Source organism: Pseudomonas sp. GW821-FHT01E10, assembly GCF_059422365.1.
Genome location: NZ_JBWKWT010000003.1, coordinates 445,894 through 458,936, shown reverse-complemented (window position 1 = coordinate 458,936; position 13,043 = coordinate 445,894). Strand labels below are relative to the sequence as shown.

17 protein-coding genes are annotated in these 13,043 nt (G+C 55.5%); 9 read left to right on the top strand and 8 right to left on the bottom strand.

The genetic code is table 11. From position 1 onward, the window contains the following. Window positions 1-21 precede the first annotated feature (21 nt). On the bottom strand, window positions 22-1,494 hold the full coding sequence (locus tag AC07V0_RS08685; RefSeq protein ID WP_064619784.1) for a cytochrome c oxidase subunit II: 1,473 nt from the start codon (window positions 1,492-1,494) through the stop codon (window positions 22-24). Between the two features lie 308 nt (window positions 1,495-1,802). Here AC07V0_RS08685 and AC07V0_RS08680 point away from each other — a divergent pair, with 308 nt between their 5' ends. The 3 genes from AC07V0_RS08680 (at window position 1,803) to AC07V0_RS08670 (ending at window position 3,029) form a co-directional block, all read left to right on the top strand. After that, window positions 1,803-2,138 (top strand): hypothetical protein, encoded by a 336-nt coding sequence (locus tag AC07V0_RS08680; protein WP_018926814.1) that lies wholly within the window; start codon window positions 1,803-1,805, stop codon window positions 2,136-2,138. A gap of 267 nt (window positions 2,139-2,405) precedes the next feature. Further along, window positions 2,406-2,585 carry a type II toxin-antitoxin system HicA family toxin gene (locus AC07V0_RS08675; RefSeq protein ID WP_007984690.1) on the top strand — a complete coding sequence of 60 codons (180 nt, stop codon included), beginning with the start codon at window positions 2,406-2,408 and terminating at the stop codon, window positions 2,583-2,585. Window positions 2,586-2,621: 36 nt separating this feature from the next. Beyond that, on the top strand, window positions 2,622-3,029 hold the full coding sequence (locus tag AC07V0_RS08670) for a type II toxin-antitoxin system HicB family antitoxin (protein WP_064619786.1): 408 nt from the start codon (window positions 2,622-2,624) through the stop codon (window positions 3,027-3,029). 51 nt (window positions 3,030-3,080) lie between these two features. On the opposite strand, the gene tam is transcribed toward AC07V0_RS08670, so the two are convergent. Further along, entirely contained in the window at window positions 3,081-3,851 is a 771-nt protein-coding gene (gene tam, locus AC07V0_RS08665; protein ID WP_086944822.1) for a trans-aconitate 2-methyltransferase, read from the bottom strand. Between the two features lie 71 nt (window positions 3,852-3,922). Further along, the gene (locus tag AC07V0_RS08660) at window positions 3,923-4,252 is read right to left on the bottom strand and encodes a YXWGXW repeat-containing protein (protein ID WP_018926816.1); all 330 of its coding nucleotides are present in this window, start codon (window positions 4,250-4,252) and stop codon (window positions 3,923-3,925) included. 441 nt (window positions 4,253-4,693) lie between these two features. Between AC07V0_RS08660 and AC07V0_RS08655 the strand changes: the two genes are divergently transcribed. Both AC07V0_RS08655 and AC07V0_RS08650 read left to right on the top strand, forming a co-directional pair. Further along, entirely contained in the window at window positions 4,694-5,197 is a 504-nt protein-coding gene (locus tag AC07V0_RS08655) for an inclusion body family protein (RefSeq protein WP_086944821.1), read from the top strand. A gap of 127 nt (window positions 5,198-5,324) precedes the next feature. After that, entirely contained in the window at window positions 5,325-5,864 is a 540-nt protein-coding gene (locus AC07V0_RS08650; protein ID WP_086944820.1) for an AidA/PixA family protein, read from the top strand. A gap of 84 nt (window positions 5,865-5,948) precedes the next feature. Here the strand turns inward: AC07V0_RS08650 and AC07V0_RS08645 are convergent, their stop codons facing one another. Then, window positions 5,949-6,479 carry an Lrp/AsnC family transcriptional regulator gene (locus AC07V0_RS08645; protein ID WP_225603008.1) on the bottom strand — a complete coding sequence of 177 codons (531 nt, stop codon included), beginning with the start codon at window positions 6,477-6,479 and terminating at the stop codon, window positions 5,949-5,951. A 196-nt stretch (window positions 6,480-6,675) separates the two neighbouring features. Between AC07V0_RS08645 and bcaP the strand changes: the two genes are divergently transcribed. Beyond that, entirely contained in the window at window positions 6,676-8,064 is a 1,389-nt protein-coding gene (gene bcaP / locus AC07V0_RS08640) for a branched-chain amino acid transporter BcaP (protein ID WP_086944819.1), read from the top strand. A gap of 206 nt (window positions 8,065-8,270) precedes the next feature. Here bcaP and AC07V0_RS08635 read toward each other — a convergent pair whose 3' ends face one another. Then, the gene (locus AC07V0_RS08635; protein ID WP_086944818.1) at window positions 8,271-8,825 is read right to left on the bottom strand and encodes a TetR/AcrR family transcriptional regulator; all 555 of its coding nucleotides are present in this window, start codon (window positions 8,823-8,825) and stop codon (window positions 8,271-8,273) included. A gap of 126 nt (window positions 8,826-8,951) precedes the next feature. On the opposite strand from AC07V0_RS08635, the gene AC07V0_RS08630 reads away from it, so the two are divergent. From AC07V0_RS08630 to AC07V0_RS08620, 3 genes are all read left to right on the top strand, one after another. Then, window positions 8,952-9,620 carry a DJ-1/PfpI family protein gene (locus tag AC07V0_RS08630; RefSeq protein ID WP_086944869.1) on the top strand — a complete coding sequence of 223 codons (669 nt, stop codon included), beginning with the start codon at window positions 8,952-8,954 and terminating at the stop codon, window positions 9,618-9,620. 23 nt (window positions 9,621-9,643) lie between these two features. Next, window positions 9,644-10,174, top strand: a complete 531-nt coding sequence (locus AC07V0_RS08625; RefSeq protein ID WP_086944817.1) for a DUF2867 domain-containing protein — start codon at window positions 9,644-9,646, stop codon at window positions 10,172-10,174. A 208-nt stretch (window positions 10,175-10,382) separates the two neighbouring features. Continuing rightward, the gene (locus AC07V0_RS08620) at window positions 10,383-10,790 is read left to right on the top strand and encodes a low affinity iron permease family protein (protein WP_086944816.1); all 408 of its coding nucleotides are present in this window, start codon (window positions 10,383-10,385) and stop codon (window positions 10,788-10,790) included. Window positions 10,791-10,832: 42 nt separating this feature from the next. Here the strand turns inward: AC07V0_RS08620 and AC07V0_RS08615 are convergent, their stop codons facing one another. The 3 genes from AC07V0_RS08615 to AC07V0_RS08605 all read right to left on the bottom strand — a co-directional run bounded on the left by AC07V0_RS08615 (window position 10,833) and on the right by AC07V0_RS08605 (window position 13,032). After that, window positions 10,833-11,336, bottom strand: coding sequence for a DUF4142 domain-containing protein (locus AC07V0_RS08615; RefSeq protein ID WP_086944815.1), 504 nt, complete (start codon window positions 11,334-11,336; stop codon window positions 10,833-10,835). Between the two features lie 74 nt (window positions 11,337-11,410). Then, entirely contained in the window at window positions 11,411-11,566 is a 156-nt protein-coding gene (locus AC07V0_RS08610) for a stress protein (RefSeq protein WP_086944868.1), read from the bottom strand. 116 nt (window positions 11,567-11,682) lie between these two features. Next, entirely contained in the window at window positions 11,683-13,032 is a 1,350-nt protein-coding gene (locus tag AC07V0_RS08605) for a sensor domain-containing protein (RefSeq protein ID WP_086944867.1), read from the bottom strand. Window positions 13,033-13,043 lie beyond the last annotated feature (11 nt).

Here is a 13,043-nt window from a genome sequence, read left to right as displayed (position 1 = left end):
TGTACTTCTGGCTGCTTACGGCTATTTCCCTGGCTGCGCCTTGCTCGTATCAGCGTCGGCATTCGCTTTGGATTTGATAAAGGCGATCAGTGCATTCAACTCCTTATCGCTGGGAGCAAAGACCGGCATGACGGGTGCATATCCCTTGACGATTTTGGCAGCGGGATTAAGAACCGAGTCTTTTATATAGCCCTCATCGACCTTGATGCTCGTACCGTCGGCAAGGGTTTCGGTCTTGCCGTACAGACCCTGCCAGCTGGGACCGATGCCCTTGCTGCCATCGACACTGTGGCAGGCCAGGCAGCCGAGCGATTCAGCCAACTGCTGTCCCTGCGCCGCCAGGTCCTCACCTGGGCCCGGCGCTTGGCCGGCAGCAGATTCGTCGCCTTGTCGCGCAGCACCCAGTGATTTGATCAGGGCGATGAGTGCACCCAGTTCATCGTCATTGAGAGTATAGGTCACCATGACCGGCGGGTAGCCTTGTACCAGGCGGGCCTTCGGATCGAGGATCGACTCTTTCAGGTAAGCCTCATCGACCTGCACACTGCTGCCATCGGCAAGCTGTTCAGTGCGGCCATACAAGCCCTTCCATCCCGGGCCGAGACTGGCACTGCCATCCTGGCTATGGCAGGCCCCGCAACCGTATTTTTCGACCAACTGGCGGCCTTTTTCCAGCACGCTGTCCTGACTGGGCTTGGCAGCCGCGGCTAATGTCTGTGCAAACGTCGGTTGGCTTTTCAGCCATTGATCGAAGGCGCCCTGCTCTTCCACGATCATCTGGCCGCGCATGTTGTAATGACCGACACCACAATATTCAGCGCAAAGAATTTCATACTTTCCGGTTTTGGTCGGAGTAAACCAAAAGTACGACACCATCCCCGGCACCATGTCCATCTTGCTGCGGATTTGCGGAACATAGAAATCGTGCAGCACATCTTTGGATCGCAGTAAAACTTTCACCGGCTTATCGAGCGGAAGACGAACTTCATTGCTTTTTATCAGTACATCGTCCTGCCCGGCAGGATCATTGGGATCAAGGCCGAGGGGGTTGGTGGAATCAACAAATTTGATATCTGACTTACCCAACTTCCCGTCTTGGCCAGGGAAGCGAAAGGCCCACTGCCACTGCTGGGCGATCACTTCAAGCTCATAGGCATTTTTCGGTACCCGGATAAAATCATCGTAAACAACCAGGCCTGGCGCCAACATGGCGACAATACCTACCGAAGTAACGATAATTAACCATAGTTCCAGTTTTTTACTTTCTGGTTGGTAGTGCGCCCTGGATCCCTCCTTGTGACGATAACGCATCACCGCCACCGCCATAAAAACCGTGATGGCGATGAAGAATATTCCGCTAATGATCAGGGTGATAAACAGGGTGGTGTCTATGGATCCCCAGTTGGAAGCTGCCGGTGTTGCATGCCAAGGCGCGAGTATATGGAAGAGTACTGATGCAATAACGATTAGTATCAAGATAATTGCTATTGCCATGTTCTCTTCATCCTGTTCCTGTTGCTCATTGGTTATGCCAAAGCATCGCCACTGACGTCCAAGCAGGGCAGACAACTGCCACCCATCCCGGTGGCAAAGTCAGTAAGAAGTATAGAGCCATCGGGCTGTACCGTGAGGCGGGCAAGCGAGGCCCGGTTGCCAGCTATACTCAATTTCAGATTACGGACGGCAGGGATCGGCCAGAAGCGGCCCAAAAGACGAACCCTGCCTGTGCGTAGCAGTCAGATAAGTGATGGTATTGAGAACAACAGCCACAAAATCCAGCAGTCCACGACGGAGGTTTCGTCATGAGTGCCCTGACGATCGAAGGCTGGTGCAAGCCCAGCCCCGACCAGAAGTCCATCCCGATCGGTGAGATCCATTTTGACGTCGATGACCCCCTTCATCTGCGTCTGGAGCAAGCTGAAGAACGTCTACAAGAGACCCATGAGCCCGAAGCCATGGTCGATGTCGACATGAGCACAATGGATTTGGTCTTGCCAGAGGGATATGGCCCCTTGTCCGACTGCCAGATGCGCGTCTATCTGCATTACGAGCGCGGTCAGTTCCATTTGGTCGGGCATCGAGCGAGCGATGGAAGCTTGATCTACACCAATGCGGTTTTGATTGATCAGTTGCTTTAAAAACGCCGCATGATGCGCGGGAACGCAAAAAACCGGTCCGCAGCGGCCGGTTTTTTATGCCTGAAATTTGAGCATTCCTGGCGCTTCGGCGCTGCGGCAAAACCCTGCAATACAGAAAACGGGGTCTACCCAAACCATCGCGACATGCCCTCCTAGACTCGTTTCATGCAGCTCTTCCATCCGTATCCAGGGTGCGTTGGTGGTTATAGTGTTGATTAGTGAATTTCAGTAGGTATAGTAACCATAAGCACACCACAGGGAGGTGATGTGAATAGCCGTTTTTTGATAAGCCAAATCGTTGCGGACGGCTGGTATCTGGTACGAATCAGAGGGAGTCATCACCACTTCAAGCATCCGACCAAGCCTGGACTGGTGACGGTTCCTCACCCGAAAAAGGACCTGCTCAAGAAAACGGCCATTAGTATTTTGCAACAGGCGCTGCTCTGACGAACCGATGGACTGCGCCCTCGGAGGATAACGAACATGCTTTACCCCATCGCGATTTCCATGGGTGATGACGAACACGCCTGGGGCGTAGAAGTTCCGGATATTCCGGGTTGCTTCTCCGCCGGTGAAGATCTGGATGACGCCATGGCCATGGCTCGCGAAGCCATCGAAGGTCATTTCGAGATTCTGGCCGAAGACGGATCACCGATTCCGCCCGCCAACAAAGTGACCCTGCATGCGGCCAATCCACAGTACGCAGGGTGCACGTGGGCCGTGGTGGATATCGATATCACCAAATACCTGGGCAAGGCGCAGAAACTCAACATCACCCTGCCCGGCTATCTGCTCAACCGCATCGATGAGTACGTATTGCACCATCCGGAAGAGAAAAGTCGCTCAGGGTTTCTAGCCTCGGCGGCGCTCAAGGTCTTGCAGCAAAGTTGATAGCCTGAAAATCGGATCAATCAAGGGGACGAATGTGTCCCCTTTGATTCGTCAGCGCGTTGCCACCATGAACAACCGCGGAAACGGCAGCAGCACCGAACCATCACTCAGCGCCGGATAGGCCTGCTCGATTGCCGCCTGATACTGCTTGAGATAGTGCGCCCGTTCCACGTCATCCAATGGTTCGAGAAAAGGCCGCAAACCGGAGCCTTTGAACCATTCGACCACGCCCGATGCGCCGTCCGCGAGCGGATGATAGTAAGTGGTGCGCCATACATCGACGCGAGTGCAGTGGCCACGCAGCATTGAGTAGTAGCCGCTTGCACCCTCCATTTCCGTTCGCAGGCCGGCAGCCCTTGCCAGCTTGTCAGCCCAAGGGCCGTTCGCTGCGACCTCGCGCATCAACCGGTGCGACGGTTCGTTGAGGTTATCGGGCATCTGGATCGCCAGGCTGCCGCCGGGTGTGAGCCTGTTTACCAGCGACGGCAGCAGCCTGGCGTGATCCGGCACCCACTGCAGCACCGCATTGGCGAAGATCACGTCAAACGGGCCGGTGTCGCTCCAGGTATCAATGTCAGCGACGTCGAAACGTACCTGAGGTAAACGCTTGCGGGCGGCCTCGATCATATCGGTCGAACTGTCCAACCCACGCACCGCGGCATCGGGAAAACGCTGCACCAGCAACTCGGTCGAATTGCCGGGGCCGCAACCGATGTCGATGGCCGAACGGACGTCCACCGCTGGGATGGCGGCCAGCAAGTCACGCGCCGGGCGCGTGCGCTCATCTTCGAAAGCTACGTATTGTTTGGCGGACCAACTCATATCGCTCTCCTGTCGGGTGCATTGTTGTCGCCAGGGGCAGACAACCGGTTGGCTACGATACATCGTCCGCGTCAGTTAACCCACGCCCCCACCCGCCAATGCCAACCATCGTTACGTTGCTCCCAGTGCGGATGCACATAACGATACCCCGGTCGCTCCGGGACCCAATGGCCATGAACCGCGACATAACGCCCGCCTTCCCAACGCCAGTACCCCCTGGACCAGAGGTAACCCGGTCGCCCCGCGGGCTCTACCTCGACAACGCGTTCCGGCGGCGGCTGCGGTGCGATGACCTCAACATATTCACGCTCCACCGGACGCCGGTCATGAACGACCCGTTCCTGCACACAACCCGCTGCGGTAACCACCACTGCCAGCAACACCATGTAACGTAACAACATGCCGCCTCCTCTGGCTTGAAAGCCAAGTTGAGTGAACCAGCAAAAAAACGCCCCCTTTTCCACCATGCTCCTGCCTGGCTCACTGCTTTTTTAACAGGTCTTGTCTGTCTATTGCCTGAACCCGGATCACTTGACGATCGGAAAACACAGGGGATCCGGATGAGCCTTTTTTATCGCCAAATCGTAGGAAGCCATAACCGAAATGACCGTTCGTCGACCGACCGGCAAAGCATTTTTGACAGTATGAAAATGGCATCTATAGTCCTATCGCGGCCTGTTGGAAGGAACCCAACCCGTCATTTCAAGGCAAGGAGCAAGGCCAGCTCGTACCCGTGATCGAGTGGGTTCCCCAGTAGTGTGTTCGCAACGGCCACAAGGCAAGCAAGCGTTGTCGTGCCTGGTAAGTAGCCAGACAATCACTATGTTAAAAGGAGCTTCACTATGTCTCGAGTCACGGATGTACTTGTTTCCATCGACACTGAAACCATTCTGAAAAACTACCCGAACATCAGCAAAAACCCTGCTTCACCGACGCTGATCGACTGGAAGCACGTCTACATGGTCACCAACCAGGATAACGTGATCAGTGGCCAGGCCGGTGGCGAGCTGGACCTCAAGGCCCAGGTTGGCGATCTGATTCGCTGGCGTGAAACCAGCCTGTCCCAGAGCTTCGAACAGGCCGTGATCTTCTACAAATTCATCGGCAACCAAGGCAACGATCTGATCTCCCCGCCTTCGCCACGCACGGCTACCGCTAGCGTTGCGGTACCCAACCCCAGCAATCCCTCGGTGCCTAGCTGTCAGAAAGTTGCCAACCACTACTGGTCCTCGGAGACCCTGGCGTGTGGTCGCGTGACCTACCATTTCAACTTCCTGATCGTCGACCGCAACTGTCAGATTGTCGGCTGCTGCTCGTGGGACCCGTTCATTTCCATCCATAACTGATGATGGAATCGACCCCTTGGCAACGAGGGGTCACCTCCAGTCCGTTGCCGCCTCGGCTGGAACAGGATGTCTTGCTTGAAACCGAAGCGGTTACCGTTTTGCGTCAACATCATGAAAGGAATCCATGATGACTTCCGAACCGATTACCCCCCCTTCAGCGAGTACCCTGACCGCCAATAGCGTGCTGCTGGTCGTCGATGCCGAATCGCTGCTTTCGCGCTATGCGCAACCCAGCCTTGACCCGCAAAAGCCGACCGTGATTGAAGATGGTTTCATCTTCGGCATCAGCGCTACACCAAAAACGAAAAATGTTAAAAATGACAGCAAAATTACACTGACCACCCACAACGGAAAAGTCTTTCATATTCGCGGCAGGACCGTCAGTTTGCTGGCCGAACACAGCGTGGTATTCCACAACATCACGGTGGACGATACCGGGATCCTTTCTCCGCCCAAGCTGATCGTCCACGGCGACCAGACCGTCCCCGCGCCCGACCCCGCCAACCCGAACCAGCCGGGCAGCCACAAGGCCGATGATCATTATTGGGAGTGCTCGCAACTGAGCACGGGCGTGGCAACTTGCGAACTGAGCTTCATGCTGATCAACCAGCGCTGCGAAGCGCTCGGGTATTTCAGGTGGAAGACTGAGGTGACGCTGTCGGCGTGAATAAAGATTATCGAGTAGGAGGCGGCTTCACAGCCGTCGTCCTCTCACACCACCGTAGGTACAGAAACAAGCAAGTCCAGGCATTTACAGTGGCAAGGTATTGCAGTGCTTGATCTCCTTGAGCGAAAAACCGGTGTACATTTCCTTGATATTGCCGAGCGTACGTATGCGATGCATGGCGACTTCATGGAATGCCTCCATGTCTTTGACGACTACCTGCAGGAGGTAGTCGTATTTCCCCGACACTTTGTGACAGGCAATAATGTTGGGCAGCGCCAGAACGCCCGCTTCGAAATGTTCCATGGCTTGCTCGGAGTGACTATCGAGGGTGACGCTGATGAAAGCGAAAAGTCCCAGCCCTATGGTCTTCGGGTTCAAGTGCGCGTGATACCCGACAATCACCTCCTCTTCCAGGCGCTTCAGGCGCTTCCAGCAGGCTGGCGCTGACAGGCAAACACGAGCGGCGATCTCGGCGTTCGTCAGGCGACCATTCATTTGCAGAATTTCCAGAATTGAACGATCAACCTTATCCATTTCCGCCATGTGTTCTCTCCCTTTAACAATGCGTACGCGGTAGGGCGATTGGCCCCATCCCGCAGGTCCTTGATCAAGCATCCATTTCTAGAAACTACAAATACTAGAAAGAAAATTACGTAAAGAACACATTTTGGATAATTAACGACTGAAAAATAACTAAATACAGACCCGTTTCGAAAACTAATTTTCAAGGCACTGAAATACAATTTCTTGTCATTTCCGACACCCAAGCCACTGGCTCTGACAATAAAAATAAGTAACAACGGAGGCAATATTGAGCATTTTCAGAACAAAAGACCTGGACGCAATGATTGCTGCTGCCCGAGCGCCTGCAGGGTTGAAAAAAGTGCTGGGGCCGATGGATTTGGTCCTGATTGGTATCGGTGCAATCGTGGGGACGGGCATCTTCGTATTGACCGGAACCGGCGCATTGACTGCGGGACCGGCCCTCATGGTTTCATTCCTGATAGCGGCGTTGGCCTGTGCATTTGCAGCACTCTGTTATGCCGAGTTCGCCTCATCTGTACCGGTAGCAGGCTCGATTTACACCTACAGCTACGCGACGCTGGGAGAGTTGGTGGCCTGGATGATCGGCTGGGATCTGATGCTCGAATACGGACTGGCCAGTTCGGCTGTGTCTGTTGGGTGGTCGGGTTACTTCCAGTCCCTGCTGAGCGGATTTGGGCTGAATCTTCCGGTTGTGCTTACGGCGGCGCCAGGCTCTTTGCCCGGCGTGGAAACCTGGTTCAACCTACCCGCGCTGGTGATTATGCTGGCAATTACCTGGATGCTTTCCATGGGCATCAAGGAATCCGCGCGCGTAAACAACGTGATGGTAATCATCAAAATCGCCGTGGTGCTGCTCTTCATCGCCGTTGGTGTGCGACATGTTCAGCCGGCTAACTGGCAACCATTCGCGCCCTTCGGTGGCCATGGCATTTTGAGTGCTTCGGCCTTGGTTTTTTTTGCTTTCATTGGTTTCGATGCGGTTTCCTCTGCCGCCGAAGAAGTGAAAAAACCGGCGCGTGACCTCCCCATCGGTATTATCGGTTCCTTGGCCGTTTGTGCGGTGTTATACGTTGCCGTTTCAATGATCATGACCGGCATCGTGCCCTATGCCCAATTCCTTGGCGTTGATCATCCGGTCTCATTGGCGTTGCAACATGCCGGTGAAAGCTGGGTTGCCGGGTTCGTTGATTTAGGCGCAATCGTTGGCATGACGACTGTCATTCTGGTGATGGCTTACGGTCAAACCCGGATCATCTACGCGATGTCGCGCGACGGACTGCTTCCCCAGCGCCTTTCCAGGGTTCATACACGATTCGGCACCCCATTTTTCGCCACCTGGATGGTCGGAATAGTCTTCGGGCTGATCTCGGCACTGATTCCGCTGAACGTCCTCGCCGAGCTGATCAACATCGGTACGTTGGCCGCATTCAGTCTGATCTCGGTGGCAGTGATCGTCTTGCGCAAGACCCGACCCGATCTTCCTCGCGCATTCAGATGCCCGGGCGTGCCCATTGTTCCATTGCTCGCCATCGCGTTCTGCGTAACCTTGATGACCTTCCTCAAGCAGACAACCTGGCTGGCATTTGGGGCGTGGTTGGCAATTGGCCTGGTGATCTACTTCGCCTATGCGAGACGCCGCTCGTTATTACATTAATCCAGCATTTCGTCAGGTCTCTTTGGAGTGTCAATCAACCTCCAATAGTTTTCAGGTGCGAAACTGCATGCCAGTTGCGCACCTGATTGCATTCGCCAGTCAACCCTCACCTCATTTGTCCTGTTTTTAGACCCAGGAGAGCAGTGGCGCGCATTTGCAGTGGCACGCGAACTCTATTTATTCAGTTACCCCATTTAGCTCATGACCTAGGCCCGCCACGGTGGAAGAGCCCCTTCGAAAAGTGAAAAGGCTCGATGCAGGAAACTGTTGAAGCGAGCGGCATCACGCCGCAGCCCTGCCTGTTGACCTCCAATCAGGCACAGATGGGCCACCTGAGCAATCACTTCTGCTTGGCCTGGCATATGGACCAAGCGGCGGCACGTGCGTATCGCGAAATCCAGTCGTCTTGTGTCAACACGCTGCTGAAACTCGCCTACCAACGGATCATGCAGCGACCAGGCTCGGATGGAAATTTCCCGCCCAGGTTGTTTCTCAGCGGCAATACTCAAGTAGCGTTTCAAGGTTTCGCCCGCGCTACGACCCTGCGCCGCATAAGCGAGCATGCGCTCCGTGTAGTCTTCTTCCCAAGCGGCCAGCAAGGTGCGGACAAAGTCTTCGCGATTGCGGAAATGGTGATAGAACGATCCGCGGGTCACATTCAATCGGCGCGATAGACTCTCGGCCGAAACGCCGATATGCCCTATTTGGTCGAGGGCCTCAAAACCAGCCGCGATCCAATGGTTACGAGTTAGTTTTCTCACCCGTTATTTCGCTCCATGTTTAGCGCCATACAGACTGTGTATGGTGCGCAACCGATTGATACGCTGCGAACACCAGCAAAGATGGCCGTTGCGTTTTGCACGCCAGCACTTTTCATGGAGCTCGCCTTGAAGAAAATCGTTCTGGTTGCTTTCGACCAATTCACTGATATCGACCTATTCCTGATGTGGGACATCTTAGGCCGCAACACCGAGGACTGGCACGTCCGAATATTGGGTTCCAGCTCTATCGTGAGATCGGCGCACGGCCTGCCTGTTTCGGTGCACGGTCCGCTTTCCGAGGCCAATAGCGCCGACGCGGTATTGTTCGTCAGCGGCAAGGAAGGGATACCCGCTGCACTTGCCGCCCCAGATTTCCTGCCGTCGTTTGAACTTGACTCCAGACGCCAGCGAATCGGCTCAATATGCGCCGGAGCTTTCATTCTCGAACGGCTTGGGCTGCTCAGCGGCCAGGCAACTACACACCCGGATGCACGATCGAGCTTGCAAGCTCTGGGGCTTGAGCCCATGGACCAGCCTCTTGTATGCCAGGGGAACGTCGCAACCGCTGGCGGATGCCTTTCGGCGCTCTATCTGGTGGGATGGTTGGTTGAATCCTGGTTCGATGTCGACAAGCGCCGTGCGACGCTGCTCCCTGTTCTGCCAGCTGGGCAGCAAGCGTTATATGATGCCTTGATCGGGTTCAGTATCCGACAAGCACTTACAGGGCGACAAGGAGCGTTACACGACAAACCATCGCAACAAGAAACGCGACATGGCATGTCGTCTAATTGGTAGTTAGAACTCAGGAGAGATCCCCGATGCCCCGAGAATTTGAGCTCATTATGTCCGTGCCAGTCCCCTCGAGGTCCGGCATCACCCACCTTTACAAGTCGATGAACCTGGCGGACGCTTTTGCGATTCGGCTCCCTGCGGGCACATCCAGCAATCCAGATTTGCTAGCTCGATTCATCCTTTCCCACCAGCCATCCTGGATCGGATGGCTCATGAAAGTCCGAGACACTATCGTTGCCTGTTTTGGTCTCAAAACCACCAAACATCTGGCATCACTTGCTAATCGGATTGGAATCTTCAAGGTCTACAGCACGAACCAGACTGAAATCGTGTTGGGAGAGGACGACAAGCACCTCGACTTCCGGATATCGATCCTATGTTCTGGAGAGGCAGAGCCAGAAGGCAGTCGCCAACTCGTTTTTTCAACCGTGGTCCAGTGCCACAACCGTCTAGGCCGGGCCTACATCTTCGTTATTGCCCCATTTCACCGCTTGGTTGTTAAGGCCAGCCTCCGCAGTGCTGCGCGCATCGGTTGGCCTCTGGCTACCTGCCCCTAAGGTCTAACCCGCCCATCGTAAGGCTGTTCTGGCAAGCCTGGCCAAGGCTCTCATGTCAAACGTCAGGCCTCTATACCTCTAAAGATTCCAAACGCAGCAAGTGCCCTTCAAAGCCCCGGCTTTTCATCAACCACGGGGCTTTCAAACAGAATTTTCATGACACCCGTGCGGTCTGAAAATCAGGCGCATCCCTATAAGGAGCACGGCAATGAAATTCGCGAAAATCGCACAGAAACTCTCCCTATGGGCGGGCCAACCCCGGACATTTATGGGCGCGATCATTCTGATTGTCCTTTGGGGCCTGAGTGGGCCGATTTTTCATTTCAACGATACCTGGCAACTGATCATCAACACCTCGACCACGATCATCACCTTCCTGATGGTGTTCCTGATCCAGAACACCCAGAACCGTGACACGGACATTTTGCACTTGAAGATCGATGAGTTATTGCGGGTGACCAAGGACGCGCAGAACGCGATGCTGGGGCTCGAGTCCCTGGACCTCAAACAGCTGGAAGCGTTGAGAAAGAAATATCGCACCCTCGGCGAGGGGGAAACGATTTCCCTGGACGGCACGGTCGTCGAGGAAACCAAGAAGGATTCGAATCAGGATTGATCCCGGCAGCGGGTGACCGACGTCACCCGCGCAACAGACTGACTAACGACTGGCTTGCAGCGCCCTGGCCATTTGCAGATGGTTTTGCAGCTTGGGCAGGGTTTCTTCGGCGAAGGCTTTGATTTGCGGCACGTCCGTTGTCTGCGCTTGTTGTTGAAGTTGCTCGATGGCTTCCTGGGTGGTTTTTACCTGACTGTCGACGTACGCCTGATCGAAAGAGGTATCGTCCTTAATCTCCGGTATCAAGGCTTTGGCCTTGTCGACCACCTCTTCGCGTGGCGCGACCGGTAAATCGAGTTGCTTGGCAATTTTCGCCAGATGCTGGTTGGCGGTGGTGCGATCGTTGATCACCACGATGGTGTAATCCTTGACCTCTTTGGATGCCGTTTTCTGGTGCGCCAGGCGGCTGGCTTCGATGTCGGCCATGCCTTGGGCCGACGCCTCATTGACGAATTCGGCGGGAGACTGGGCAAAGGCACTGCTGGCGCACAGGCCCAGTAACGTGGCAAAACCGGCATTGCGTAAACGGGTGGCCATCCGGCTCATGGTCGCGCCCTCCTTCCTGAAAATTCAAACGGGAGCTTGCGCCCCCGTCTATTAAACAAAACTACCTTCACCTATTACGGAGTTTTCTGACCGCCTTTGCGGCCCATGCCGCCTTTGGCAGGGTCTTTATCAACAGTCGTCGTGGTAGTTTTCCCACCTTTGCGAGCGGCTTCAGACGCCTTCGTTCGATCGATGGCGCTACCCGGGCTCGGATTTTTTGAAGTAGGCATGGTTCTCATCCTCTTGGTGATGATCACAGCGAGCAGACGCCCGCATAGGATATGAATTTCCATGCCTGAAAAGGTTTAGAAAACCTGGCAACGTCGCGACGAACGGTGACGGATTTTCAGACCTCGAGACGTGAATGGTGCTGGCGTTTGGCGGCGTACATTGCCTCATCGGCATGCCTGAACAGCTGCTTTTCTTCGGTGCCATGTTCGGGGTATCGCGCGACGCCGATGCTCGGCTGGATCGTCAGGTTGTGCCCGTCCAGACGCAGGGGCTGAACCAGCACCTGGCGGATTTTCCCCGCCACATTCTCGGCATCTTCGGCGGCGTGGATGTTGTGCAACAACACGACAAATTCATCACCACCAATGCGCGCCACCGTGTCGGTTTCGCGCACGCAGCCCTTGAGCCGATTGGCGACCGCTTGCAGCAACATGTCGCCGACCGCATGACCGAGGGTGTCGTTGACTTGCTTGAAGCGGTCAAGGTCGACATAGAGCAACGCCATTCGACCGGAGTCTGCCCGGGCCAGCGCCAGCGAAGCTTTCAGGCGTTCGCGCAGCAATTCGCGATTGGGCAGCTGAGTCAGTTGATCGTACTGGGCCATGCGCTGGAGCCGGGCGTGCAATTGCTTACGCTCGATCGCGGTCGCGACCTGAGCGCAAACATACTGCAGCAACTCCTTGTCTTGCTCGGTGTAGCGCTCGCCGCCCGGCACGCTTTTGACGATCAGAGCGCCGATGGTGCCGTTTTGCGAACTCAACGGCACGCCCAGCCAGCAGGGTGAGTCCTGGCCCTTGACCAATGCCGCAAACCCTTCCGGCAGATTGTCCTGATCCGGGGTCAGCAGAATCGGCAAGCCACTGCGAATCACTTCTGCGCACAAACGCCCGGTAACAGTCCCGGGATCCTCGGGTTGCAGCTCATGGTCGTCGACGTGATAGGGGAAATTCAGCCGCGCGCAGTGCTCGTCATACAGTGCCACGGAGAAATTCAACGCCGGCAGCCATTCGCCGATGATCGAATGGATGCGTTTGAACAGCGCCAGCAAATCTTCCGCCGCGTGGGCCGCTTCGGAGATTGCATACAGCGCCGCTTGTCGGGACTCGGCCTGTTTGCGCTCGGTGATGTCGCGCGCCACGGCGATACGCAACTGATCGACCTCCGACCAGCGTGCCGACCAGAGAATGTGCACCACCCGGCCGTCCTTGCGCAGATAACGATTTTCAAAGTTGAGCTTGGGTTCGCCCCCCATGATCTCCCGCGCGGCGTCGAGGGTACGCTGTCGGTCGGCAGGGTGAACCAGGTCGATCATCGACTGGCCGATCAGCTCGTCGGGGGTGTAACCGAAAATGCGCTCGCAGGCCGCGCTGACAAATACGAAGCGACCTTGTTTGTCCACCGCACAGACGGCGTCCAGCAAGAGATCGATGTAACTCGCCAGTGGCGCGGAATTTCTGGTTTCCATGATGCCGAGAG